Origin of the sequence: Motilibacter rhizosphaerae (assembly GCF_004216915.1) — a bacterium.
Taxonomy (GTDB): Bacteria; Actinomycetota; Actinomycetes; order Motilibacterales; family Motilibacteraceae; genus Motilibacter; species Motilibacter rhizosphaerae.
Map to the genome: position 1 here is coordinate 789,993 of NZ_SGXD01000003.1, position 24,985 is coordinate 814,977.

At 72.3% G+C, this 24,985-nt stretch carries 22 protein-coding genes; 3 read left to right on the plus strand and 19 right to left on the minus strand.

The window, feature by feature from the left end; translation table 11 throughout:
- Positions 1-96: 96 nt before the first annotated feature.
- From EV189_RS21005 to EV189_RS14445, 3 genes are all read right to left on the minus strand, one after another.
- Entirely contained in the window at positions 97-2,145 is a 2,049-nt protein-coding gene (locus EV189_RS21005; protein ID WP_130493613.1) for an Ig-like domain-containing protein, read from the minus strand.
- A gap of 160 nt (positions 2,146-2,305) precedes the next feature.
- A complete protein-coding gene (locus EV189_RS14440; protein ID WP_130493614.1) occupies positions 2,306-3,130 on the minus strand; it encodes an alpha/beta fold hydrolase in 825 nt (274 codons plus the stop codon).
- 15 nt (positions 3,131-3,145) lie between these two features.
- Positions 3,146-3,502, minus strand: a complete 357-nt coding sequence (locus tag EV189_RS14445; protein ID WP_130493615.1) for a nuclear transport factor 2 family protein — start codon at positions 3,500-3,502, stop codon at positions 3,146-3,148.
- Positions 3,503-3,668: 166 nt separating this feature from the next.
- On the opposite strand from EV189_RS14445, the gene EV189_RS14450 reads away from it, so the two are divergent.
- On the plus strand, positions 3,669-4,133 hold the full coding sequence (locus tag EV189_RS14450; RefSeq protein ID WP_231116396.1) for a MarR family winged helix-turn-helix transcriptional regulator: 465 nt from the start codon (positions 3,669-3,671) through the stop codon (positions 4,131-4,133).
- On the opposite strand, the gene EV189_RS14455 is transcribed toward EV189_RS14450, so the two are convergent.
- The 8 genes from EV189_RS14455 to EV189_RS14490 all read right to left on the minus strand — a co-directional run bounded on the left by EV189_RS14455 (position 4,130) and on the right by EV189_RS14490 (position 12,272).
- A complete protein-coding gene (locus tag EV189_RS14455; protein ID WP_130493617.1) occupies positions 4,130-4,879 on the minus strand; it encodes an SDR family oxidoreductase in 750 nt (249 codons plus the stop codon). The genes EV189_RS14450 and EV189_RS14455 overlap by 4 nt on opposite strands.
- An 86-nt stretch (positions 4,880-4,965) precedes the next feature.
- The gene (gene larC / locus EV189_RS14460) at positions 4,966-6,120 is read right to left on the minus strand and encodes a nickel pincer cofactor biosynthesis protein LarC (protein WP_130493618.1); all 1,155 of its coding nucleotides are present in this window, start codon (positions 6,118-6,120) and stop codon (positions 4,966-4,968) included.
- Complete coding sequence (larB, locus tag EV189_RS14465; RefSeq protein WP_130493619.1) at positions 6,117-6,791, minus strand: nickel pincer cofactor biosynthesis protein LarB; 675 nt, start codon at positions 6,789-6,791, stop codon at positions 6,117-6,119. The genes larC and larB overlap by 4 nt, the downstream gene beginning before the upstream one ends.
- Complete coding sequence (locus EV189_RS14470) at positions 6,788-7,750, minus strand: hypothetical protein (RefSeq protein ID WP_130493620.1); 963 nt, start codon at positions 7,748-7,750, stop codon at positions 6,788-6,790. The genes larB and EV189_RS14470 overlap by 4 nt, the downstream gene beginning before the upstream one ends.
- Positions 7,747-8,913 carry a methyltransferase gene (locus EV189_RS14475; protein WP_130493621.1) on the minus strand — a complete coding sequence of 389 codons (1,167 nt, stop codon included), beginning with the start codon at positions 8,911-8,913 and terminating at the stop codon, positions 7,747-7,749. The genes EV189_RS14470 and EV189_RS14475 overlap by 4 nt, the downstream gene beginning before the upstream one ends.
- 132 nt (positions 8,914-9,045) lie before the next feature.
- Positions 9,046-10,287: an MFS transporter gene (locus EV189_RS14480; protein WP_130493622.1), complete on the minus strand. Its 1,242-nt coding sequence runs from the start codon at positions 10,285-10,287 to the stop codon at positions 9,046-9,048.
- The gene (locus EV189_RS14485; RefSeq protein WP_130493623.1) at positions 10,287-10,703 is read right to left on the minus strand and encodes a MarR family winged helix-turn-helix transcriptional regulator; all 417 of its coding nucleotides are present in this window, start codon (positions 10,701-10,703) and stop codon (positions 10,287-10,289) included. Before EV189_RS14485 ends, EV189_RS14480 begins: the two co-directional genes overlap by 1 nt.
- A 96-nt stretch (positions 10,704-10,799) precedes the next feature.
- The gene (locus EV189_RS14490; RefSeq protein WP_130493624.1) at positions 10,800-12,272 is read right to left on the minus strand and encodes an NCS2 family permease; all 1,473 of its coding nucleotides are present in this window, start codon (positions 12,270-12,272) and stop codon (positions 10,800-10,802) included.
- A 57-nt stretch (positions 12,273-12,329) separates the two neighbouring features.
- Between EV189_RS14490 and EV189_RS14495 the strand changes: the two genes are divergently transcribed.
- Positions 12,330-12,590: a DUF2530 domain-containing protein gene (locus tag EV189_RS14495; RefSeq protein ID WP_130493625.1), complete on the plus strand. Its 261-nt coding sequence runs from the start codon at positions 12,330-12,332 to the stop codon at positions 12,588-12,590.
- A 121-nt stretch (positions 12,591-12,711) separates the two neighbouring features.
- On the opposite strand, the gene EV189_RS14500 is transcribed toward EV189_RS14495, so the two are convergent.
- The 8 genes from EV189_RS14500 to EV189_RS14535 all read right to left on the minus strand — a co-directional run bounded on the left by EV189_RS14500 (position 12,712) and on the right by EV189_RS14535 (position 22,620).
- Positions 12,712-13,554, minus strand: coding sequence for an NAD-dependent epimerase/dehydratase family protein (locus tag EV189_RS14500; protein WP_130493626.1), 843 nt, complete (start codon positions 13,552-13,554; stop codon positions 12,712-12,714).
- Between the two features lie 131 nt (positions 13,555-13,685).
- Positions 13,686-14,867 (minus strand): ROK family protein, encoded by a 1,182-nt coding sequence (locus EV189_RS14505; protein WP_130493627.1) that lies wholly within the window; start codon positions 14,865-14,867, stop codon positions 13,686-13,688.
- 2 nt (positions 14,868-14,869) lie between these two features.
- Positions 14,870-15,877 (minus strand): sugar phosphate isomerase/epimerase family protein, encoded by a 1,008-nt coding sequence (locus EV189_RS14510; RefSeq protein ID WP_130493628.1) that lies wholly within the window; start codon positions 15,875-15,877, stop codon positions 14,870-14,872.
- A 10-nt stretch (positions 15,878-15,887) separates the two neighbouring features.
- Complete coding sequence (locus EV189_RS14515) at positions 15,888-17,036, minus strand: Gfo/Idh/MocA family protein (protein ID WP_407938147.1); 1,149 nt, start codon at positions 17,034-17,036, stop codon at positions 15,888-15,890.
- A gap of 145 nt (positions 17,037-17,181) precedes the next feature.
- Positions 17,182-19,317, minus strand: coding sequence for an alpha-galactosidase (locus EV189_RS14520; protein WP_130493630.1), 2,136 nt, complete (start codon positions 19,315-19,317; stop codon positions 17,182-17,184).
- A 13-nt stretch (positions 19,318-19,330) separates the two neighbouring features.
- The gene (locus tag EV189_RS14525; RefSeq protein WP_407938148.1) at positions 19,331-20,200 is read right to left on the minus strand and encodes a carbohydrate ABC transporter permease; all 870 of its coding nucleotides are present in this window, start codon (positions 20,198-20,200) and stop codon (positions 19,331-19,333) included.
- Between the two features lie 56 nt (positions 20,201-20,256).
- Positions 20,257-21,189, minus strand: coding sequence for a carbohydrate ABC transporter permease (locus EV189_RS14530; protein WP_130493632.1), 933 nt, complete (start codon positions 21,187-21,189; stop codon positions 20,257-20,259).
- A gap of 6 nt (positions 21,190-21,195) precedes the next feature.
- Positions 21,196-22,620 carry an ABC transporter substrate-binding protein gene (locus EV189_RS14535; protein ID WP_231116398.1) on the minus strand — a complete coding sequence of 475 codons (1,425 nt, stop codon included), beginning with the start codon at positions 22,618-22,620 and terminating at the stop codon, positions 21,196-21,198.
- Positions 22,621-22,965: 345 nt separating this feature from the next.
- Here EV189_RS14535 and EV189_RS14540 point away from each other — a divergent pair, with 345 nt between their 5' ends.
- Positions 22,966-24,984, plus strand: coding sequence for a beta-galactosidase (locus EV189_RS14540; RefSeq protein WP_231116399.1), 2,019 nt, complete (start codon positions 22,966-22,968; stop codon positions 24,982-24,984).
- The last annotated feature ends 1 nt before the right edge of the window (position 24,985 follow it).

Consider the following 24,985-nt stretch of genomic DNA (forward strand, 5'->3'; position numbering starts at 1 on the left):
ACCTCCCCCGCGAGCAGCAGCACGGGACGAGGAACAGGGGCGCGACCGCGGCATCCCGCGGTCGCGCCCCGTCCGTCGCCCCGCTGGACGTGGAGCTCAGGCCTCGGTCTTGGTGTCACCCTCCGCACTGCTGAAGTCGGTGACCTTGTTGGTGCCCGCGCCCCCGCGGAAGACGTCCGCTCCCGTCCCGCCGGTCAGGGTGTCGTCGCCGGCACCGCCGGAGACCAGGTCGTCGCCGCCCGCGCCGCGCAGCGTGTCGTTGCCGCCCTGCCCGAACAGGACGTCGGGGAGCTCGGTGCCGTTGAGCGTGCCGGCGCCGTTCCCGTCCACCTGCACCCGCACGGACAGGCTGGCCACGACGGCCGTGCCGGACCGGACCCAGACGGTGATGGTCGCCGTGCCGGTCCTCCCCGCGACCGTGCGCAGGCTCATCGTCCGGTCGGACTGCTGGCCGCCGAACGTGATCGCGCTGGACGGCAGCAGATCGCCGTCGTCCGAGGTGGCGCTGAGGCTGAGGGTGCCGAGGTCGGTGTCGGCGTCGGCGAGCCGCAGCCCGACCGTCGCGCTGTGCCCGTCCGCGCCGAGGCTCCCGCCGTGCACGGCGATGGTGGTCGGGGCCTCCACCTGCAGCGTCACCGTCGCCGGGTCGGACGCCCAGATGCTGTGCAGCGCGCGGTAGGTGAAGGAGTCGCGGCCGTGGAACCCCGGGTCCGGCGTGTAGGTGAACCCCCCGTCGGAGCCCAGGGTGAGGTGGCCGTGCGCGGGCTGGGAGGCCGGGTACGCCGTCAGCACGTCGCCCTGGGCGTCCTTGTCGTTGGCGAGGACACCCGGCGCGGCAATGCTCAGCGTCCTGCCCTGGCCCGTGGCGTACGCGTCGGCGCCCGCCGTCGGGATCCGCGACGCGACCACCGTCATGGACACGGTGGCGGGCGGCGTGGGCACGCCGTAGAGGTCGGACGCCTGGTAGGTGAACGTGTCGGTGCCGACGAAGCCCGCGGCCGCGACGTACGAGAACGAGCCGTCCGGGCGGAAGGTCAACTGGCCGTGCTGCGGTCCCGCGACCAGGCGGGCCCCCGTGAGCGGGCGGCCGGCGGGGTCCCGGTCGTTGGCGAGCACGCCGTACGCCGCTGGCTCGGCCTTCGGCCCGACGTTCGTCGTCTTGTAGGCGTCCGGCGTCGCCGTCGCCCGCACCGGGATGGTGGGGACGCCCGCGACCGCGATGTCGTTCGCCTCCGTCCAGCCGAGGCCGGGGAGCACGTCCTGCTGCGTGTGGTGCACCAGGTCGAGCCGCACGATGACGAGCGGTCCCTCCGACACCTCGCTGCGCTCGCTCGAGACGAGCCGTCCGTCGGCCTCGACGGCCAGTCCCTGGCTCTCCTGCATCTCGCCGCCGGTCATCAGCACGGTGACGCCGCCGTTGTCCGGGCGCACCGCCACGAGCTGGCGCTCGCCGGTCGACTGCTTGGCGGTACGGGCGAGGATCGTCCCGTCCTTCGCCAGGGCGATGCTCTCGAACCTGGTGTCCGCCAGGTTCGCGACGACGTCGGGCGCGGACGCCCCCGGGGCGAGGCGCCAGAGCAGGCCGGCGGTGGTGCCGAGGATCCCGCCCTGGCTGTCGACCGCGAGGTCGGAGGCGTAGTCGAGCCACGAGTGCTGGAGGAGCGTCTCCTCTGCGCCGTCCGGGGTCTGGCGCACCAGGACCGCGTCGCCGTAGCGGTTGTTGACCACCGCGAGCAGTCGTCCCTGGGCGTCGGACGTGATGGCGGACACGCCGTCGCTCGCCCCTTCCGCGACGAGCACCCGCTTGCGCTGCCCGGTCACGTGGTCGACGAGGTACACGTCCCCGTAGAGCAGCCCGACGTACAGGTCCCCGGAGGGCGTCACCGCTTCGCGGGTGGCGGCGGCGTTGATCCAGAGGGTGTGGGCGCGGCGCCGGTCGCCCGTGCCGGGACTGATCGCGTCGATGCCGGAGCCGCCGTCGAAGAAGCCGCCGAAGGTGGGGACGAGCAGGTCGCCCGCCTGCCAGGGCGCTGTCTGGGCGGCCGCGGTACCCGCGTCGACCCCGAGCGCCGCGGTGGCGAGCAGGCAGCCGATGGCGGCGAGACCGGCGGTACGGCGGAGGCGACCAGGAGTGGAGGGGGGCATGAGGACCGCTTTCTGCGTGGGAGGAGCCCTTGCGCTCCTTCATGTCCTCGAGACTCGCTGGCCAGGATCCCCTGCGCCTGAGTAGGTGCTGCTCAACCGCAGAGGGACCGCACGGGCCGGCCACCGGTCCACTCCGACCGGCCCGTGCGGCGAAGCGCCGTCAGGAGCGGATGAACTCCAGCAGGTCCGCGTTGATGGTCTCGGCCTGCGTGGTCGGCATGCCGTGCGGGAAGCCGGCGTACGTCTTGAGCGTGCCGTTCTGCAGCAGCGCGGCCGAGAGGGGGCCGGAGTCGGCGTACGGCACCACCTGGTCGTCGTCGCCGTGCATGACGAGCACCGGCACCGTGATCGCCTTGAGGTCGTCGGTGAAGTCGGTCTGCGAGAAGGCGACGATGCCGTCGTAGTGCGCCTTCGCGCTGCCCATCATGCCCTGGCGCCACCAGTTGGCGATGATGGCCTCGGAGGGCTCCACGCCGTCGCGGTTGAACCCGTAGAACGGCCCCGACGGCAGCGCGCGGTAGAACTCGGAACGGTTCTTCGCCACCTCGGCCTGCAGGCCGTCGAAGACGCTCTTGGGCAGCCCACCGGGGTTCGCCTCGGTCTGCAGCATCAGCGGCGGGACCGCGGCGATGAGGACCGCCTTGGCGACGCGGCTCTCGCCGTGCCGCGCGATGTAGTGCACGACCTCGCCGCCACCGGTGGAGTGCCCCACGTGCACGGCGTCGTGCAGGTCGAGGTGCGCGACGAGGGCGGCCAGGTCGTCGGCGTAGTGGTCCATGTCGTGGCCGTCGGCGACCTGCGCGGAGCGGCCGTGCCCGCGGCGGTCGTGGGCGATGACGCGGTAGCCGTGCTGCAGGAAGAACAGCAGCTGGGCGTCCCAGTCGTCGCTGGACAGCGGCCAGCCGTGGCTGAAGACGATGGGCTGGCCGGAACCCCAGTCCTTGTAGTAGATGTCCACGCCGTCGGGCGTCGTGATCGTCCCCATGGGGAACCTCCTGGGTCAGTCGAGGAACGTGAGCATGCGCGTGATGCGGCCCTCGGCGGTGAAGGCGATGTCGGTGCCCGTGACGGCCGCTGGACCGGCCGGCGGGCCGAAGCTCCAGGAGATGCGCGCGACGTCGCCCAGGGCCTGAGCGGCGCCGCGTACCTGGAAGATCCAGTCGCCCGGTGCGGAAGCGAACAGCCCCGCGATCTTCTGCTCGCGCCGCTCGCGGCCGGAGACCTCGCCCTCCGCGTCGCGGAACTGCACGTCGGCCGAGAAGACCGCGGCCACGGCAGCGTGGCGGGCGTCGGCGTCCCGCTCCCCGAAGACGTGCAGCAGCGAAGCGGTGACGAGCTCAGTGGGGGTGTCTGCCATGGTGCTCTCCCCTTGGTTCGTCAGGACCTGCGTGTCGCCGGACCCGACGGTGGGTCGTGGAGCTCACGGGACCCCTCATGCTGGGCACTACCAGCACTCCGGTCTCCCGCTCGCGAAGGATGGCATGTCACGGAAGCGCACGCGCAGCCGCCCCCCGAGCGGATGGTTGTCGGCCGAGCAGCAGCGGGTGTGGCTGGCGTGGATGCGGGTGTCGCTGCGGCTGGACTACGAGATCGGCCGCGGGCTGCAGGAGGACAGCGGGCTGTCGCTCCCGGACTACCACGTGCTCGTCGCGCTGGGTAGCGCGCCGGACGGCCGGGTCCAGCTGTCCGAGCTCGCGCGGACCATCGGCTGGGAGCGCAGCCGGCTCTCGCACCACCTGCAGCGCATGACCGTCCGCGGGCTCGTGGTGCGCACGCCGTCGACGACCGACGGCCGCGCCACCGACGCGGTGCTCACCGCGGCGGGCCGGGAGGCGCTCGACGGGGCCGCGCCCGCGCACGTCGAGCACGTGCGCCGGCTGTTCTTCGGCACGCTGGCCGATGACGACCTGCCGGTCCTCGCCGAGCTCCTCGAGCGCGTCTACAGCGGGGTGCTCGAGCACGGGACGCTCCCGCCGCCGCCGGCCTAGACCTGGCTGGCGCCGCCGTCGACGTAGATCTCCGAGCCCGTGACGAAGCGGCTCTGGTCCGAGGCCAGGAACAGCGCGGCCGCGGCGATCTCCTCGGGCTGGCCCAGCCGGCCCATCGGCACCTCCGCCGCGAGCGCCTGCAGCAGCTGCTCGGCACCCTCGTCGTCGTCCGCCAGGCCGCGCAGGCCCGGGGTGGCGATCGGTCCGGGTGCCAGGCTGTTCACGCGGATCCCGCGGGGCAGGAGCTCCACCGCCCAGCTGCGCGCGAACGACCGGATGGCGGCCTTGGTGGCCGCGTAGACGCTGAACGACGGGTTGGCCTTGATGTCGCTGTTCGAGCCGGCGAGGATCACCGAGGCGCCGTCGTTGAGCAGCGGCAGCACCTTCTGCACGGTGAACAGCGTCCCGCCCACGTTGCCGTCGAACGTCTGCCGGTAGTGCTCCACGGTGATGTCCTGCAGCGCCGCGAACTCGCCACCGCCCGCGTTGGCGTAGAGCACGTCGAGGCCGGCGCCACGGGCGCGTACGGCGTCGACGACGCGGTCGAGGTCGGCATGGTCGGTGATGTCGCTGCGCACACCCGTCGCACTGTCACCGAGGGTCGCGAGCGCGGCGTCCAGGGCCTCCTGGCGGCGACCGGTGATGACCACGTGCGCGCCCTCCGCCGCGAAGCGCTGCGCCGCCGCGAGCCCGATCCCCGACGTCGCGCCGGTCACGAGTGCGGTCTTGCCCTCGAGCTGGCCCATGGTGTCCTCCTGAGTGACCTGTCACGCGGTCGCGTGATGTGTCACTCAATGCAGCAGGACGCGGCGGCATTCCCGTCCCCGCCGACCTACTGCCCCCGCAGTGCCCGCGCGAGCACCTCGCGCAGTGGCAGGCCGGTGGCGCGAGCCGCGGCCTCCGCGTCGGCGTACTCCGGTGTCGCGGTCACCACCTCCCCGTCGAGCCAGCCGCGCTTCACCCGCACCGACTGCCCGTCGACGCTCACCTCCGTGACGTCGCGCTCGAGGGCCGTCCGGGAGACGAGTAGGCGGCGGACCCCGAGCGTCGTCGTCTCGACGAAGACGAGGCGCTGCAGAGCGTCCGCGTGCGACTCGGCGCAGAGCACCGCGAGCGTGTGCGCGGGCCGGCCCTTCTTCATGACGATGGGCACGAGCCACGCGTCGAGCGCGCCCGCATCGAGCAGGCGCGCCAGGACGTACGGCCAGACGCGCGGGTCGAGGTCGTCGACGTTGGCCTCCAGCTGCACGAGCGTGCCGGCCGAGGTGCCGTCGAGGACGACGGCGCGCACGACGTTCGCGACGCCCGGCACCTCCTTGCCCCCGGCTCCGGCACCGGTCCCGCGGACCACGCCTGCGGGCAGCCCACCCCACGCGGTTACGTACGCGGAGAGCAGCGCGGCGCCCGTCGGCGTGCACATCTCCCCGGCACCGGGGCCGGACTCGACCGGAAGCCCGTGCTGCGCGGCGATCTGCAGCACGGCGGGTACGGGGACGGGCAGCGCGCCGTGGGCGGTGCGCACGCTGCCCGAGCCCACGCCCACCGGGGTCGCGACGACGCTCGAGGGGGCGAGGTCGTGGATCGCGGCGCTCACGCCGACGACGTCGGCGAGCGAGTCCAGCGCCCCCACCTCGTGGAAGTGCACGTCGTCGACGGGCACGCCGTGCACGGCCGCCTCCGCCTCGGCGAGCAGGGCGAAGGTCCGCAGCGCCGCTCCGCGTACGGCGGCGTCGAGGTCGGCGGAGGCCAGCAGCAGCTGGACGTCGGGCCACGTACGCCGGTGCGCCGACGGCGGGCAGTCGACGACCGCTCGCGTGGCGACCAGCCCGGCGCGGGTGACCTGCTCGACGCCGATGCGCACGGGCTCGACGTCGAGCGCCGCGACCGCGCGCTGCACCGCGTCGAGGGAGGCGCCGGCCCCGAGCAGGGCGCCCAGCAGCATGTCTCCGCTGGCGCCCACGGAGACGTCGAGCCAGAGCGTGCTCACCGCTGGCTCGTACGCCGCGCCACGCGGGCGGCGAAGACGCCTGCGCCGTAGCCGTTGTCGATGTTGCAGACGACCACTCCGGGGGCGCAGCTGTTGAGCATCCCCAGCAGCGCCGACAGTCCTCCGAAGGACGCGCCGTAGCCGACACTGGTCGGCACCGCGACGACGGGCACGCCCGTCAGCCCGCCGACGACGCTCGGCAGCGCCCCCTCCATCCCGGCCACCACGATGAGGCAGTCCGCGGCGTCAAGCTGGTCGCGTACGGACAGGATGCGGTGCAGGCCAGCCACTCCGACATCGCGGACCTCCTCGACGCCGGCGCCGTGCACCCGCGCCACCAGGGCCGCCTCGGCCGCGACCGCCTGGTCCGAGGTCCCCGCCGAGACGACGCAGACCGTGCCGAGGGCCTCAGGAAGTGCGCCCAGCACGGCACACCGTGCCGTGTCGTCGACCACGGCGTCGGGCAGCTGCTCGCGCACGAGCTGGCGCGCCTCGTCCGAGAGCCGGGTGGCGAGCGCCGGGCGGCCGGTGTCCTGCTCCGCGAGCACGCGCAGCAGGTCGACCACCTGCTGCGGGGTCTTGCCCTGCCCGAAGACCACCTCGGGGTCGCCGGTGCGCGCGGCGCGGTCGGTGTCGAGGCGGGCGAAGCCGAGGTCGACGTAGTCGCTCATCTGCGGATCCTCCGGCGGCTGGCGAGCAGGGCGAGCAGTCCCAGTGCGATCGGCACTCCTGCCGCGACCGCAATCGTCCGCATCCGGTGGTCCGCCTGCGCCGGAGGGTTCGATCCCGGGCCTGCCTGCGCCGAGGGCGACGCGCTCCTCGTCGTCGGCCGGGGCAGCGCCGACAGCGGCACCCTCCACACCGGTGTGCGGACGCCCTCACTGCTCACGAGGACCTCCTTCGCCCCCGGCAGGACGGCGATCGACTCACCCTGCGGCTGCTGCGGGAGCGGGACCGTCTCCAGCTCGTCCCCCTTCGCGGAGTAGACGTAGGCCTGGGAGTAGTCGCGCAGCAGGTAGTTCCCACCGGGCAGCTCGGCGCCGTCGGTGACGAGCGGCGGCGCTCCGATCCCCGTATCGCGCAGCAGGTTCGGCCGCGTCGCCGACAGCGTGGCCGGAGCGACGTACATCTCGCCGCCGAGCAGCAGTCCCTTCGTGACGATGCGCAGCCGCCCGTCCGCCCCGAAGAACATCGTCTCCGCGTCGTGCGGGCCGTCGGGGTAGCGCAGCCGGTACGACGTCGCCCGCAGCGTGCCGCCGCCCGTCAGCGTCCGCGGCTCCGCGACGCGGTGCACGAGGATGCCGTTGGTGCGCACGGCATCGTTGTCCCCGATGTCGCCGACCCACAGGTCGTCGCCGCGCGCGGTGATCGTCTCCCAGTCGCGCGCCTGCACGCCGGCGAGGCGCCAGACCCCGACGGTCCGCCCCTTGCCGTCGAGCGCGAACAGCCGCGCGGTGTCACCGCTGTCGTTGTGCGTCCACACGTAGCCCGGGTGGCGGGGGCTCGCGACCAGCCCGCTGGACTCCGTGATCCGCTTGTCCTGCAGGGTGAACGCCACCACGGGCGCGTGCAGCGGAGCCGCCGCGAGGAGCAGCGGGGCCGCGAGGCCGGCCGCCACCGCGCGGGTCACCCCGGCACCGCGGCTGCGGCGAGCTCGGGAGCCAGCCGCTCGGCCAGCGCGGGACACAGGCCCCAGGCGGCGATGAGGTCGGCGTACTGCCGGCGCAGCTCCTCCGTCGGCGGTGCGCCGGTGCGGACGGCCCGCAGGAGCACGTTGCGGGGGGTGTCCTCCGCGGCGGTGAACTCCACGACGTCGACGCGGTAGCCGACCAGCCGCAGCACCGCCGCGCGCAGGGCGTCCGTCAGCACGTCGCCGAAGCGCTCCCGCAGGATCCCGTGCCGGGTCAGCAGCGCGTACGGGTCGGGCGGGGCGCCCTCGCGCAGCTGGCGCTGGAGGTCGTGGTGGCAGCAGGGGGCGGCGAGGACGAGGCGGGCACCGGCCCGCACGGCGGCGGCGAGGGCGTCGTCGGTGGCGGTGTCGCAGGCGTGCAGGGCCAGGACGACGTCGACGTCGCTGAGCGGCGCGTCGGCGATCGGGGCCTCGACGAAGCGCACGGCGTCCTCGACCCCGAGCCGGCGGGCGACGTCGCTGCCGTGCTCGCGCGACTGGGCCTTGCTGTCGACGCCGACGAGCTGCACCTCCCGGCTGCGGGAGAGGTAGCGGTGCACGGCGAAGGTGAGGTAGGCGTTGCCGCACCCGAGGTCGACGACCCGCAGCGGGCCGTCGGGCAGCTCGGCCTCGACGCCGGCGAGCACGCGGAGGAACGAGTCCACCTGCCGCCGCTTGGCCGCTCCGGCGCCGAGCACGCCGAACAGCGGGTCGTCGGGCGCGAGCAGGTGCTCGACGGGGCGGTCGTTGGAGCGGGTGGTCGCGGACCCGGTGGGCGCCGAGCGGGAGAGCAGGGCGTCGCCCTTCTTGGTCACGCGCAGCTGCAGCGTGGACTGGTCGGTCTCCACGTGCCAGTGCGCGAACGGCTCGGCGGTCAGCTCGTCGACCGCGGTAGCGGCCTCCTCGGGCCACGCGGCGTTGGCGGTGAAGGCCTGCCGCTCGTCGTAGCGCACGACCTGCAGCCGCTCCCCCGCCTTGAGCTGCACGGGGCGTACCTCCACCCGCCGCCAGGCCGGTGTCGTCCCCCGGCGCGCCCCGCTGGCGACCGCGCGGCGCAGCCCGCCGCGGTCGAGGAGGGCGGCGCGCACCTCCGCGAGGGCGTCGTCGAGCGCGAGCTGGGGCACGCCTCGATCCTACGTTCGGCCCTCAGACCAGCCGGCCGAGCAGGACGACCGCGACGAGCAGCACCAGGGCGCCCAGGACGACCCACCGGCGCTCGCGAGGACCCATCCCGCGACTCTAGCGAGCCGCGGCGCTCAGGCCGCGCTCGCCGCCACCGGCTCGGGCTCGACGGCCGCGACCGGGACTGTGCGCTGCCGGCCGAGGTAGACCGCCCCCGCCACGCCCCCGACCAGGGACAGCACCCCGCCGCCGCTGAGGCTCCAGCGGGCGCCGAACTCCTCGCCGACCCAGCCGATGAGCGGCGAGACGAGCGGGGCCGTACCGAACACCACGAGGACGTGGAGGGACAGCACTCGCCCGCGCATCACCGGGTCGGACCTCGTCTGCAGCAGGGCGTTGGCGGTGTTGAGCGCGGTGATCGAGGTGAGCCCGAGCGGGACGAGCACGACGGCGAACGACACGTACGACGGCATGAGGCCGGAGACCGACTCGAGCACGCCGAACGCGATCACGGCGGCGAGGAACACCTTGAGCTGCGGAGCCTCGCGGCGCGCGGCGAGCAGCGCCCCCGTGAGCGAGCCCACGGCCATGACGGTGCCGAGGAGGCCGTAGCCGCCGGCGCCCTTGCCGTAGACGTCCTTCGCCATGAGCGCGGTGGTGATGGAGAAGTTCATGCCGAACGTGCCGAAGCAGGCCGTGACCAGCAGGATCGTGCGCACCTCGCGGTTGGACCGGACGTAGCGCAGGCCCTCCCGCAGCGCCCCCTTCCCTGCGGAGCGCCGGGGGCTCGCCTCGAGCTCGCTCTCGCGCATCCTGCCGAGCGCCACGAGGATCGCGAGGAACGACGCCGCGTTGATGAGGAAGACCGGGCCGGTGTGCTGGTGGGACGCGGAGATGAGCAGGCCGGCGACTGCCGGCCCGACGACGCGGCCCATGTTGAAGGCCGTGGCGTTGAGCCCGATCGCGTTGGAGAGGTCCTCCTTGCCGACCATCTCGATGACGAAGGACTGCCGGGCCGGGTTGTCGAAGGCCGCGCCGAGGCCGAGGACGGCGGCGAGCAGGTAGACGTGCCAGACCTGCACGACGCCGGCGACCTCGAGCAGACCGAGCACCAGCGCGGCGAGGCCCATGACGGTCTGCGTGACGAGGAGGATCTGCCGCTTGGGAAGCCGGTCGGCGAGCACACCGCCCTGGAGCCCGAAGAGCAGCACGGGCAGGAACTGCAGTGCGGTCGTGATGCCGAGGGCCGTGCCGCTGGAGGTCAGCTGCAGCACCAGCCAGTCCTGGGCGATCCGCTGCATCCAGGTGCCGGTGTTGGAGACCACCGAGCCGTACCAGAAGAGCCGGTAGTTGCGGTTGCGCAGGGCGTGGAACATCAGCCACCAGCCAGCTTGGCGAGGACGGGGACGGCAGCCGCGAGGACGGCCCGCTCGTCGCGGGTGAGGTCGGCGAGCGCCTCCGTCAGCAGCGCGTCGCGCCGCTTCCGGTCGGCCTCGAGCATCGCGTGCGCGTCCGGGGTGACGGCGAGGATCTGCTGCCGGCGGTCGGTCGGGTGCGGCGAGCGCGTCAGCAGGCCCTGCTCCTCCAGTGCCGCGATCGTGCGGGTCATGGAGGGCGGCGACACGTGCTCGTGCTCGGCGAGCTCGCCCGGCGTCATCGGGCCGTGCCGGTCGAGGCTCGCCAGCGCCATGAGCTTGCCGACCGGAAGGTCGGACTCGCGGGCGTTGCGCAGCCGCCGCGCCAGCCGCATCACGGCGGGCCGCAGCTGCAGGGACAGGTCGTCGGTCTCCATCAGTCGTTAGCATACCTAATGGTTAGCCCCGCTAACAACTCGAGATCATGCACATCCTGGGGCTCGAGATGGGCATGATCACGGGGAGGGCGTGGGTCACCGCACCCCGAGCAGCTCCTCCACGGGGACGATCGCGAAGTAGAGCACGAAGAGCGCCGCGACGACCCAGAGCAGCGGGTGCACCTGGCGGCCGCGGCCGGAGACCAGCTTGATCAGCGCGTACGACACGAAGCCGGCGCCGATGCCGTTGGTGATCGAGTACGTGAACGGCATCACGACGATCGTGAGGAACGCCGGGATGCCGATCTCCACGTCGGAGAAGTCGATCGAGCGCACCTGCTGCAGCATGAAGAACCCGACCACGACGAGCGCGGGGGTCGCCGCCTCGAAGGGCACGACCTGCACCAGCGGCGTGAAGAACATCGCCAGCAGGAACAGCACGCCGGTCACGACCGACGCCAGGCCCGTCCGCGCGCCCTCGCCGACGCCCGCCGCCGACTCGACGTACGTCGTGGCCGAGCTGGTGGAGGCCGCACCGCCGGCGATCGCCGCGACACTGTCGACGAGGAGCACGCGCTCGATGCCGGGGAGCTGACCGTCCTCGTCGAGCAGGCCGCCCTCGGCGCCGACGCCGACGACCGTGCCCATCGTGTCGAAGAAGTCGGCCAGCAGCAGGGTGAAGACCAGCAGCAGCGCGGCGACGACCCCGATCTTGCCGAAGCCGCCGAAGAGGCTGAAGTGCCCCAGCAGCGAGAGGTCGGGCAGGTCGAACAGCGTGTGAGGGACCTTCGGGTCGACGAGGCTCCAGCCCGTCGGGTTCTTGTCGGTCCGCGCGCCGATCCCCCCGATCGCCTCGACCACGACCGCGAGCACGGTGGTGATGACGATGCCGAGCAGGATCGCGCCGCGTACGCGCTTGGCGACGAGCACGACGGTCAGCAGCAGGCCGACGACGAACACCGTGGTCGGCCAGCCCTGCAGGTTGCCGCCGACGCCGAGCTGGAGCGGGGTGCCGGAGCCGGCGCGCACGAAACCGCTGTCCACGAAGCCGATCAGCGCGATGAACAGGCCGATGCCCACGCCGATCGCGGTCTTGAGCTCCGCGGGGATCGCGTGGAACACCGCGGTCCGGAAGCCCGTGAGCACGAGCAGGGTGATGACGACGCCCTCGAGGACGATGAGTCCCATCGCATCGGCCCACGACATCTCGGAGGCGATGCTGAAGGCGACGAAGGCGTTGAGCCCGAGCCCCGTCGCCAGCGCGTACGGGTAGCGGCCGACGACCCCCATGAGCAGCGTCACCACCCCCGCGACGAGCGCGGTCGCGGCGGCGACCAGGACGATCGCGTGGCCGGAGTCGCGCCCGCCGAGGAAGTGCTTGTCGGCGTCCTGGACGGTGCCGAGGATGAGCGGGTTCAGCACGACGATGTACGCCATGGTGAAGAACGTCGCCAGGCCACCGCGTACCTCGCGCTGCCAGGACGAGCCGCGCTCGGTGATCGAGAAGTACGCGTCCAGCCGCGCGAGCATCGAGCCGGGTGCGGCGGGCGGACGGGTGGTGGTGGCCATGCGGCGGCTCCTGCTGGTGCTCCGGGGGTCGCGCGACCGCACTACGCTGGCCGCGCCATGACCCTGCCCGAGCCGCCCCCCGCAGACACGTCCGCCACGCCGGGACTGCTCCCGCTCGACGTCGACGGGGTCGGCGTCGTCACCGCCGGCACCGTGCTGTGGGCCGTGGCGCTGGTCGTCCTGCTGCCGTTCAGCCGCACCCTCGTGCACCACGGGCACGGCTGGTGGATCGGCATGTGCGCCGCCGGGACGGTGCTGGGGTGCTTCGGGATCTGGTACTGCCGCCGCCGGCGCGTACGCGGCTGGGCCGGCCGCTGACCTCCCCCTCCCCCGTGATCATGCACATCCTGGAGCACCCCCTCCCCGTGATCATGCACATCTCGGGGGACCCCACTTCCCCGTGATCATGCACATCCTGGGGCGTCCAGGACGTGCATGATCACGAAGAGCGGGCGCCCCGCCAGGAGTGCTGCGGCTCGTAGCCCAGCTCCGCGCGCGCCCGGTCGATCGAGAGCAGCGTCTCGAACTCCTCCAGCGGGCGGCGTACCTCGACCCCGGGGAAGACCTCGGCGGTCAGCTCGGCCGAGGGCCGGTCGAGGATCGTGTCCGCGGCGGCGATGACGTAGCTGCGCGCCCCGGTGATCTCCGCGGTCAGGGCGAGCCGGCAGGCCAGCGCCACGTCCCGCACGTCCACGTAGCCCCAGGCGTTCCACAGCCGCGACTGCGCGGTGAAGGACGGCTGATCCGCGTAGTCCTGCTCGGTGAAGACGTTGCTCAGCCGCAGGCCGATGAAGGGGATGCCGGACCAGGCGCTGATGTGCTCGGCCATGGTCTCGCCGACGACCTTCGACAGGGCGTACGTGCTGGTGGGCAGCGGGTAGTGGTCCTCGTCGACCGGCAGGTAGCGCGGAGGGGTGTCCTCGTACGACAGGCCGAGGGTCGTCTCGCTGGACGCCCACACCACGCGCTCGAGCCCGAGCGCGGCTGCGGCGAGGAAGATGTTGCTGTTCATGGCGGTGTTGACCGTGAAGGTCCGTGCCGGCGTCGCGAGCCCGGGCGCCGGGATGTTCGCCATGTGCACCACGGCCGAGCACCCGGTGAGCGCCTCGACGGCCGCGCCGTACTCGGTGAGGTCGGCCTGGACCACGGGGGCGAGGTCGTTGTGCCAGGCGAAGGGGCCGGCCAGGTCCGTCGCGAGCACCTCGTGGCCCGCGTCGAGCAGGTCGGCGACCACCGCCCGTCCCGCCTTGCCGTTGGCTCCGGTCACAGCGATGCGCGTCATGCGGCCATCCTGCCCCTCCCGCCGTGGCGCACACGGCGGGGCCCGCGCCCAGGACGTGCATGATCACGGGGAAGAGGGGTGCCCAGGACGTGCATGATCACGGGGAGAGGTGGGGCCCGGGATGTGCATGATCACGACGCGGGGACGGCGAACAGCTCGTCGCTCGCACTGACCAGCGCCCCGAGGACGCCCGCGCGGTCGTCGAGCTCGCTCAGCACGATCGGCAGACTGCTCGTCGCCAGGGGCGTGGACAGCCGGTAGACGGTCTGCCGGATCTCGGCGAGCAGCGGGTGCCCCAGCCGCGCGACGCCGCCGGCGAGCACGAGCATCGAGGGGTTCATGAAGTTCACGAGCTCGGCCAGGACCTTGCCGAGCTCGCGCCCGCCCGTACGGACCAGCGCCATCGCAGCGGGATCACCTTCCGCGGCCGCCACGCCGACGTCGCGGGCGGTGAGCACCGCCGACGACGCGAGCCGGGCGGCGAGCGCAGGGGACTCGCCCGTACGCGCCAGGCGCAGCGCGTCCCGAGCGAGCGCGGCGCCGCCGAAGACCGTCTCCAGGCACCCGTCCCCGCCACACGCGCAGGGTGGCCCGTCGGCCACGCGGATGTGCCCGATGTCGCCGGCCGAGCCCGCCACCCCGCGGAAGACACTGCCGCCGATGACAGGCGCGGCGCCGATGCCCGTGCCGACCTTGACGAGGAGGAACGTGTCCATGCCCTTGGCGACGCCGCCCCACCGCTCCCCCGCGGCCATGATGTTGACGTCGTTGTCGACCGTCACAGGGCAGCGGTAGCGGCGGGCGAGCTCGTCACGCACGGGGTAGCGGTTCCACCCGGGCAGCAGCGGCGGGCTCACCGGCACGCCCTCGAGGAAGCTCACGGGGCCAGGCACTCCGACGCCGAGAGCCGCCGTGCCCCGGCCGTCGGTGACCTCGTCGACCAGGTCGACGATGCGGTCGAGCACCGGCTCGGGCCCCTCCCGCGGGTCGCAGTCCTCCTCGACCACGTCGAGCAGGTCGAGCCGGCTGTCGCCCACCGCGACCGCGAGGGAGGTGGCGCCGAGGTCGACGCCCACGAAGCGCAGGTCGCCGCGCAGCGCCACCAGGGGCGAGGGCCTGCCCCCGCGCGAGACCGCGACGCCCCCGTCCTCGACCAGCGCGGCGGCGACGAGCTCGTCGAGCTCCGCCGCGACCCGCGCCCGCCCTGCGCCGAGCGCGTCGACGAGGGCCGCCCGGGAGAGCGGGCCCTCGTCGCGCAGCAGGCGGAGAGCGGCAGCCTGCAGCGGCGTACGCGGCCGAGGAGCCCGCCCCACCGTCAGGACTGCGAGCTGAACGCCGCGTCGAAGGACTGCGCCGGGGGCTCGATCTCGGTCAGCTTGCGGATGAACGCGAGCGCGTCCGGGCCGCCGACGAGGCGGTCCATCCCCGCGTCCTCCCACTCGATGGAGATGGGGCCGTCGTAGCCGATCGAGTTGAGCATGCGGAAGCACTGCTCCCACGGCACGTCGCCGTGCCCGGTGGAGACGAAGTCCCAGCCGCGCCGCGGGTCCGCCCAGGCGAGGTGCGAGCCGAGCCGGCCGTTGCGGCCGTTGAACCGCTTGACCGACTCCTTGCAGTCCACGTGGTAGATGCGGTCCTTGAAGTCCCAGAGGAAGCCCACCGGGTCGAGGTCCTGCCAGACGAAGTGGCTCGGGTCGAAGTTCAGCCCGAACGCCTCGCGGTGCCCGATCGCCTCCAGCGTGCGCACCGTCGTCCAGTAGTCGTAGGCGATCTCGCTCGGGTGCACCTCGTGCGCGAAGCGGACGCCCACCTCGTCGAAGACGTCGAGGATCGGGTTCCACCGGTCGGCGAAGTCCTGGTAGCCCTGCTCGATGAGGTGCGGCGGCACGGGCGGGAACATCGCGACGTAGTGCCAGATGCTCGAGCCGGTGAAGCCCACGACGGTCTTCACGCCCAGCTTCGCCGCGGCGCGCGCCGTCGTCTTGAGCTCCTCCGCAGCCCGCTGGCGCACCCCCTCGGCGTCGCCGTCGCCCCAGATGCGCGGCAGCAGGATGCCCTGGTGGCGCTCGTCGATCGGGTTGTCGCACACCGCCTGGCCGGCGAGGTGGTTGGAGATCGCGAAGACCTGCAGGCCGTTCTTCTCCAGGATGGCGCGCCGGTCGGCGACGTACGCGTCGTCCTCCACCGCGCGCTGGACGTCGAAGTGGTCGCCCCAGCAGGCGATCTCGAGACCGTCGTAGCCCCACTCGCCGGCGAGCCGGGCCACCTCCTCGAACGGCAGGTCGGCCCACTGGCCGGTGAACAGCGTGACAGGACGCGGCATGGCGGTCTCCTCAGTCTCCGGTCGGGGTCCAGCGGCTCTCCGCCGCCGCGCTGGTCTCCACGGCGTCGAGCACGCGCTGCACCTGCAGCCCGTCCGCGAACGACGGCGTGGGCTGCTGCCCGGTGCCGACCGCTTCGAGGAAGTCCCTGACCTCGTGGGTGAACGAGTGCTCGTAGCCGATGATGTGGCCCGGCGGCCACCACGCCGCCATGTACGGGTGCTCCGGCTCCGTGACGAGCAGCCGCCGGAACCCCGCCGACACGGCCGGCTCGGTGTGGTCGTGGAACTGCAGCTCGTTGAGGCTCTCCATGTCGAAGGCGATGCTGCCCTTCGAGCCCTCGATCTCCAGCCGCAGCCCGTTCTTGTGGCCAGCGGCGAAACGGGTCGCCTCGAAGGTCCCGATCGCCCCGCCGCTGAAGCGCGCCAGGAACAGCGCGGCGTCGTCGACGGTGACCGGCCCGCGCTCGCTGCTGCCGGTGGCGCCGAGACCGCCCTCCAGGCTGGCCAGCAGCGGACGCTCCTTGATGAAGGTCTCGGTCAGGGCGCTGACGCCCGAGATCCTCTGGCCGGTGACGTACTGCGCCATGTCGACGATGTGCGCGCCGATGTCGCCGAGGGCGCCCGAGCCCGCCTTGTCCTTCTGCAGCCGCCACACCAGGGGGAACTCGGGGTCCGTGATCCAGTCCTGCAGGTACGTCGCCCGGACGTGCCGGATCTCGCCGAGCCGGCCCTCCTCCACCAGCTGGCGCGCCAGGGTCACGGCGGGCACGCGGCGGTAGTTGAAGGCCACCATTGCGAGGACGCCGTGCTCGGCCGCGTGAGCAGCGGCGTCGACCATCTGCGTCGCCTCGTAGACCGTGTTGGCCAGCGGCTTCTCGCACAGCACGTGCTTCCCGGCCTCGAGCGCGGCGATGGCGATCTCGGCGTGGCTGTCGCCCGGCGTGCACACGTCGACGATGTCGATGTCGTCGCGCGCGATGACCTCGCGCCAGTCGGTGGCCGACTCCGCCCAACCCAGCCGGTCGGCGGCGGCCGCCACCTTGTCCGCGTCGCGGCCGACGACCACCTGCATCCGGGCGTCGACGGGGAGGTCGAAGACCCTGCCCACCGTGCGCCAGGCCTGCGAGTGGGCCTCGCCCATGAACGCGTAGCCGATCATCGCGACGCCCAGTGAGCGCCTGCCCGCACCCGTCCCCGCTGCCACCGTGCTGCCTCCCGTCGGTCCCGCTGCTCCGCGGGCCAGGGGCGACGCTAGCCGCTTCCGCCGCGAGGGGGAAGACCTTTCGCTGCTGCGAGCGAAAGGATCAGACGCGCTCCACCTCCAGCACCCACGCATGCTCCGGGTGGAGCTCCGGCACGGTCACTCCTACCGTCGTCAGCACCCGCCCCGGCAGCACGACGCCCTCCGGAGCGGTGACCGGCAGCGCGAACCGCTCGCGCCGGCGCGGCCAGGGCTGCGGGTTCGCCAGCACGACGCGGTACGCCGCCGCCGGGTCCAGCCCCGGCAGCGGCAGCGGGCCCACGGCGTCGGTGACGGACGTCGCGCGGCGCACCACGGCGTACGCCGCAGCGGACCCGTCGTGCGCCACCACGCCGTGCAGCCACAGCGCGTCCTCCGGCGAGTCGGCGCGCACGACCCGGCCGGAGTGGAGCAGACCGCGCAGCTCCTTGTGCAGCGCGATCCAGGCCGCGAGCTCGGTCCGCTCCTCGGGGCTCGCCGAGGTGATGTCCCACTCGACGCCCATGTGCCCGAACAGCGCCGTCGCCGCGCGGAACGACAGGTCGTGCGTCCGGTCGGTAGTGTGCGAGCGCGTCGGCCCGACGTGCGTGCCCATGAGCTCGGGAGCCAGCAGCACGCCGGTCCACCGCTGGATCTGCTGGCGCTCGAGCGCGTCGTTGCAGTCGCTGGTCCACACCCGGTCGGTCCGCTCGAGGATCCCCAGGTCGATGCGCGCACCGCCGGACGCGCACGACTCGATCTCCAGGCCGGGGTGCCGGCGCTTGAGCTCCTCGAGCAGCGCGTAGAGCGCCAGCGTCTGCCGGTGCACCCCCGCGCGACCCGAGGCGCCCGACGCGGCGACGAGGTGGCGGTTGTGGTCCCACTTGACGTACGAGATCGGGTAGTCGCTGAGGACCGCGTCGATGCGCTCGAGCAGGTAGTCCCACACCGGCTGCTGCCCGAGGTCGAGGACCTGCTGGTGGCGCTGGTCCGCGGGCAGCCCGGACGACGCCCCGAGCAGCCAGTCGGGGTGCTCCCGCGCCAGGTCGGAGTCGGGGTTCACCATCTCCGGCTCGAACCACAGCCCGAACTGCATCCCCCGCGACGTGACGACCTCGGCGAGCGGCCCGAGCCCCTGCGGCCACACGCCCTCGTCGACGTACCAGTCACCGAGACCCGCGGTGTCGTCGCGGCGGTGGCGGAACCAGCCGTCGTCGAGCACGAAGCGCTCGATGCCCACCTCGGCGGCGGCGTCCGCGAGCCGGGTCAGCTGCTCGAGGTCGTGGTCGAAGTAGACCGCCTCCCACACGTTGAGCGTCACCGGCCGAGGGGACGACGGGTGCTGCGGGCGCGCCCGCTCCCAGCGGTGCAGCGCGTCGCTGATCCCGTCGACGCCCGCAGCGCTGTACGCCGCCAGCACCCACGGCGTCTCGTAGGACTCCCCCGCTGCCAGCACGATCTCGCCCGGCTGCAGCAGCTCGCCGGCGGCGAGGACCTGCGCACCCGTCCCGAGCCGCTCGGCGCTGTGCGACGTCCCGCCGCTCCACGCCAGGTGCAGGCCCCACACCTCTCCGCTGCGGAACGAGAACCCCGCGGTCCCGGCCATGAGCACCGTCGGCGACTCGAACCCCGGCCGGCCCCCGCGGGTCTCGCGCAGCCACGTCCCGATCCCGAAGGTGTGGCGCTGGGGCGAGCGCTCACGCGCCCACCGGCCTGCCATGTCGAGCAGCTCCAACGCCCGCGTCGGCACCGGCAGGGCGACACCCAGCCCGTCGACGGCGTACGCCGCCGGCCCCTCGTTGGTGAGGACGTGGCGCAGCCGGAGGAGCCCGGAGGGCGTGAGCTCCACCTCGGTGCGCACGGCGAGGCCCGCGTCGGAGCGGCTCAGCAGCACGGCACGCGCGTCCTCGATGCTCGCGGACTCGAGGACGAAGCGGGGCGCCCACGCCGTACCGTCCGGACGGGCGCCGACGAGCCCCGGCCGCCCGAGCCAGCCCCGGGCGTGCTCCGGGAGCAGCCCGGGGCGGACGGGGACGTCGGGGCCGTTGCCGACGGGCGCCGGCATGGTCTGGTCGAGCAGGGCGAGCAGGTCGCCCTCGACGAGGTCGCCGAGCGGCGCCCCCCAGTGCGCGACCCCGGGGAAGCCGGGGCCGCGCAGGTCGAGCACGAGGCTGACCCTGTCGTTGCCGAGGTGGACCGCCTGCTGTGCAGCGCTCGCCATGGAGGAGTACCCGTCAGCCCTTCGTCGCTCCCACCGTCAACCCGCCGACGAACTGCTTCTGCAGGACGAAGTAGACGATGAGGGTGGGGATCGCCGTGAGCAGGGAGCCCGCGGCGATGAGGTTGTTGTTGGTGAAGTACTGGCCCTGCAGGTTCGACAGGGCCGCGGTGATCGGACGCTTCTCCCCCGTGTGGATGAGCACGAGTGCCCAGAAGAAGTCGTTGTAGATCCAGGTGAACTCCAGCGTGGCGAGCGCCGCGAACGGTGCCCGGCACAGCGGGAGGATGATGCGGGAGTACTGCTGCCAGACCGACGCGCCGTCGACGAGCGCGGCCTCGGTGAGCTCACCGGGCAGCGTCTTCATGTAGTTGCTCAGCACGAACGAGCAGAAGCCGATTTGGAACGCGATGTGGATGAGGATGATGCCCCAGTAGGAGTCGTAGAGCGACCCCGAGTCGCTCATCCACATCGGCAACGGGATCTTCAGGTACAGCCGGTAGAGCGGCAGGATCATGACCTGCTGCGGGAGCAGGTTGCCGGCCGTGAAGAGCATGAGCAGGCCGACGTTGCCCTTCCAGCTGAAGCGGCTGACACCGAACGCCACCATCGAGGCGAGCAGCAGCGTGACGACCAGCGCCGGGACCGTGATGAGGATCGTGTTGAGGTAGTAGTGCGGCAGGTCCGCCTGGCTCCACGCATCGGTGAAGTTCTTGAAGTTGTAGTGCCCGCCGATGGAGACGTAGCCGAGCCGGTTGGTGTCGTCGTAGGGCCGCAGCGCGGTGTAGACGGCCCACAGCAGCGGCAGCAGCCAGAGCAGGCTGGTGGCGATGAGGAAGGCGTGCAGGACGACGCGCGCCGGGCGCAGCGGAGGCTTCCGGTCCATGCCCGCGACGGCCTGCCCCCGTGCCCCGGCACGCGTCCGGACGCCGACGGTCGCGCTCATGACTTGAACTCCTTGCCGAAGACCACCGTGAGGTACGGGACGATGAACGCCAGGGAGATCACGAGCAGGATGACCGCGATCGCCGAGCCGAAGCCGATCCGGCTGGCCTCGCCGATGATGTTGTCGGTGATGAGGACGGAGAGCAGCTCGAGGCCGTTGCGCCCCTTGTTGATGATGTAGACGATGTCGAACGCGCGCAGCGCCTCGATGACCGTCACCACGAGCACGACGATGTTGATCGGGCGCAGCGACGGGAAGACCACGCTGCGGAAGGTCTGCACCTCGGTGGCGCCGTCCATCGACGCGGCCTCGCGCAGCGAGGTGTCGACGGCCTTCAGGCCGGCGAGGTACAGCACCATGATGTAGCCGACGTGCTTCCAGAGCGCGGCCACGATGATGGCCCAGATGTTGACGCTGGGGTCGCCGAGCCAGTCGACGTCGGTGTGGAAGACGTTGTTGATGAGGCCCTGGTCGGGGCTGTAGATGAGCTGCCAGATGAAGCCCACGAGCGCCAGCGAGAGCACGACCGGCAGGTAGATCGCCGACTGGTAGAGCCGGCTGCCCTTCATCTCCTTGTCCAGCAGGATCGCGAGGAAGAGCCCGAGCGGGGTGCCGACGATGAGCAGCGCGCCCAGCCAGAACAGGTTGTGGTGCACCGCCGGCCAGAACGACGGGTAGTTCGTCGTGATCTGGTGGTAGTTGTCGAACCCGACCCACTTGATGGTGCCGAGGCCGCCCACGCCGTTCCACCGCGCGAACGACAGGGCGACGCTGGCGATCGCGGGGAACCAGACGAAGGCGATGTGGATGAGGGCGGGGACGCCCATCATCAGGCCGAGGACGACCTTGTCCCGGGTGGAGAAGCGGCGGCCGCCGCGCCGACGGGGCTTGCCCGTCGGCGCGGCGGCGTCCTGCAGGGTGGTGGCCATCAGACCTCAGCCGGTGAAGATGGACTTGGCCTGGCTCTCGATCTTCTTCGTGAGCCCGTCGATGTCCTTCGGGTTCTTGATGAAGTCCTGGAGCGACGGGATCATGACCGTGGAGGCGAAGTCGGGGCGGGTGTCGCGGTCCATGAACTGCGCGATGTTCTTGGTGCTCGCGATGATCTCCTGCGACTTCTTCTGCAGGGCGTTGTAGTTCGCGGTCGAGGCCTGCTTGTTGGCGGCGACGTCGTTGCTGTCGGTCTTGAGGTACGCCTCGATGCCCTCCGGCGAGCCGAAGAACTCCAGCAGCGCCTTGGCGCCGGCCTCGTTCTTGGGCTTCTTCGCCATCATCACGCCGTCGATGGGGGCGTCGATCGAGTCCTGGCCGTACTGCGAGTTGATCTCGGGGAACGGGAAGAAGTCGAGGTCGTCGAGCTGAGCGCCCTTGTACTGCTGGCCGACGAACGAGCCGAGGAGGTACATCGCCGACTTGCCGCCGCCGAGGTTCTGCGCGGCCTCCTGCCAGGTGCGGCCGAGGGGGTTCGACTCGGTGTAGGGCAGCAGCTCGGCCCAGTGGCTGAAGACGTCCTTGGTCTTGGGGTCGTCCCAGGTGTTCTTGTGGGCCATGAGGTCCACGTGGTACTGGTAGCCGTTCACGCGCATGTTGATGATGTCGAACCAGCCCATGACGGGCCAGCCGTCCTTGTCGGCGAAGCCGATCGGGCTCATGCCCTTGGCCTTGATCTTGGGCAGCAGGGCCTTGAAGTCGTCCCAGGTCTTGGGGACCTCCCAGCCGTTCTTCTGCCAGACGCTCTTGAAGTAGAAGACGCCCCAGGGGTAGTTGTACATCGGCACGAAGTACTGCTTGCCGTCGTCGCCGGTGGACGCCTGCTTGAACGCGTCGGTGTACTGCGAGCCGATCTTCTGCCAGACGTCGCTGATGTCGCCGACGAGGCCCTGCGCGGCGAAGAAGCGCATGCGGTAGCCGGCGAACCAGGTGAACACGTCCTCCGGCTTGCCCTGGAGGTAGGAGTTGATCTGCTCCTGGAAGGTGTTGTGGTCGACGGTGTTGACCTTGACCGTCGCGCCCGAGTTCTTCGCCTGGAAGGCGTCGAAGAGCGCCTGGTAAGCCGCCTTCGGGACCGGGTCCGAGCCGTTGGAGCCGAAGCTGATCGTGCCCGACGCGGCACCGCCGCCGCCCCCCGACGCGGCCGAGCCCGCGGGCGCTGCGCTGCCCGCGGCGGCGGACGCGCCACCACCGGTGCTGGCGCTGCCCGAGCTCTTGCTGCTCCCGCCGCAGGCGGCGAGGCCCGGGACGGCTGCGGCCGCCCCCACCCCCGCGATGCCCTTGAGCAGAGTGCGGCGCTCGATGGGGAAGCCGACCTCGCGCGGCGACGGCGACATCCAGCGCGGGGTGGACGGGGAACGACGAGGCATGCAGGTCTCCTTCGGCCTTCCGGAGCAGGGCTGCCCCGGGGCGTCCTGTCCGGACCGCTCCGAACCGAACGCAAGTCAACACAAGCGATCGTCATTCCAGACCGCAGGGCCCCCGCCGTCAAGATCTGATCGATAACGGATCGGACACGATCGCGCGTCGCCGAGCACGCCCGTCAGCGGCGTGTGTGCGCCTGCTCGGCGCTCGAACTCGCCTGCTCAGCACCTGCAGGCGCGTGCGGTGCCACCGCCGCGTACGGGACGAACCGGACACAGCGGGGCGAGGCGCGGCGCATCGGCTGTTGGAGTGCGTTGACTTCTGTGGACGGCTGGGGCACTCTGCGTCGCGTGACCGCGCACGACTCCGCTGCCGACGCCCCGCTGCCGAGGCGCATCTCCTTCGGCGGCGACTACAACCCCGAGCAGTGGCCCGAGGAGGTCTGGCACGAGGACGTGCGCCTCATGCAGCAGGCCGGCGTCGACCTCGTCAGCGTCGGCGTCTTCTCCTGGGCCTGGCTCGAGCCCGAGGAGGGGCGCTACGAGTTCGGCTGGCTCGACCGCGTCCTCGACCTCCTGCACGAGGGGGGCATCGGCGTGGACCTCGCCACCGCCACCGCCTCCCCGCCGCCGTGGCTGTCTACGCGCTACCCCGAGACGCTCCCGCAGACCGCCGACGGCGCGCGGATGTGGCCGGGCGGTCGGCAGGCGTTCTGCCCGAGCTCGCCCGTCGTGCGCGAGCGCGGCCTCGCTCTCGTGGAGCAGCTGGCGAAGCGCTACTCCTCGCACCCTGCGGTCCGCCTGTGGCACGTCAGCAACGAGCTCGGCTGCCACAACGCCCACTGCTACTGCGATGTCAGCGCGGCTGCCTTCCGCGGGTGGCTCGAGCGGCGCTACGGCAGCCTCGACGCGCTGAACGACGCGTGGGGCACGGCGTTCTGGAGCCAGCGCTACACCGCGTGGGAGCAGATCCTCCCGCCGCGACTGGCCCCCACGTTCCCGAACCCCACGCAGCAGCTGGACTTCCGGCGCTTCAGCTCCGACCAGCTGCTGGAGAACTACCTGGCGGAGCAGGAGCTCCTGCACGAGCTCTCCCCCGCCATCCCGGTCACCACGAACCTCATGGTGATGCAGCAGACGAAGGACATGGACTACTTCTCGTGGGGCCCGCGGATGGACGTGGTCAGCAACGACCACTACCTCACCCGCTTCGGCACCCTGCCGGTGCACGTCGAGCTGGCCTTCTCCGCCGACCTCACGCGCGGCGTCGCCGGCGCACGGCCCTGGCTGCTCATGGAGCACAGCACCAGCGCGGTCAACTGGCAGCCGGTCAACGTCGCCAAGCTGCCCGGCGAGATGACCCGCAACAGCCTCTCCCACGTCGCCCGCGGCGCGGACGGCGTGCTGTTCTTCCAGTGGCGCCAGTCCCGCGCAGGTGCGGAGAAGTTCCACTCGGCGCTGGTCCCCCACGGCGGCGAGGACACCAAGGTGTGGCGCGAGGTCGTCGAGCTGGGCGCGACACTGGACCGCCTGGACGAGGTCGCCGGCAGCACGGTCCGCTCCGACGTCGCGTTCCTCCTGGACTGGAACGCCTGGTGGGGCGTGGAGCTCGACTCGCGGCCGAGCTCGCTCGTGACCTACCTCGACCGCGCGCACGCGTTCTACGCCGCCCTCTGGGAGCGTGGCACCGGGGTGGACTTCCTGCCGCCGGACGGCGACCTCTCGGGCTACCGGCTGCTCGTGGTGCCGACGCTCTACCTCTGCGACACCGCGACGGCGGACCGCGTACGCGCCTACGCCGAGGCCGGCGGAACGGTCGTGGTCACGTACTTCTCCGGCATCGTCGACGAGCACGACGCGGTGCACCTCGGCGGCTACCCCGGGGCCTTCCGCGACCTGCTCGGCATCAGCGTCGAGGAGTTCTTCCCCCTGCTCCCGGGCGAGTCCGTGCAGCTCGACGACGGCACCACGGCCGACACCTGGACCGAGCTGCTGCACCTGCGTGGCGCCGAGGCGCTCGTGCGCTACGCGGACGGTCCCCTGGCCGGGGTCCCCGCCCTCACCCGCGCGCAGGCGGGCAGCGGCACGGCGTACTACGTCGCGACGCGCACCGACGCGCAGGGCGTGGGGGCGCTCGTCGACCGGCTGCTCGCGGAGACCGGCGTCGTCCCTGTCGCCCAGGTGCCCGCGGGGGTCGAGGCCGTGCGGCGTACGAGCGAGGACGGCAGCTGGCTGTTCCTGCTCAACCACAGCGCTTCCGAGGCGAGCGTGCCCGCCGCCGGCACCGAGCTCGTGACCGGGCGCAGCGTCGAGGGGACCGTCACGGTGCCCGCAGGCGGGGTCGCGGTGGTCCGCGAGGCGAGGGGGTGAG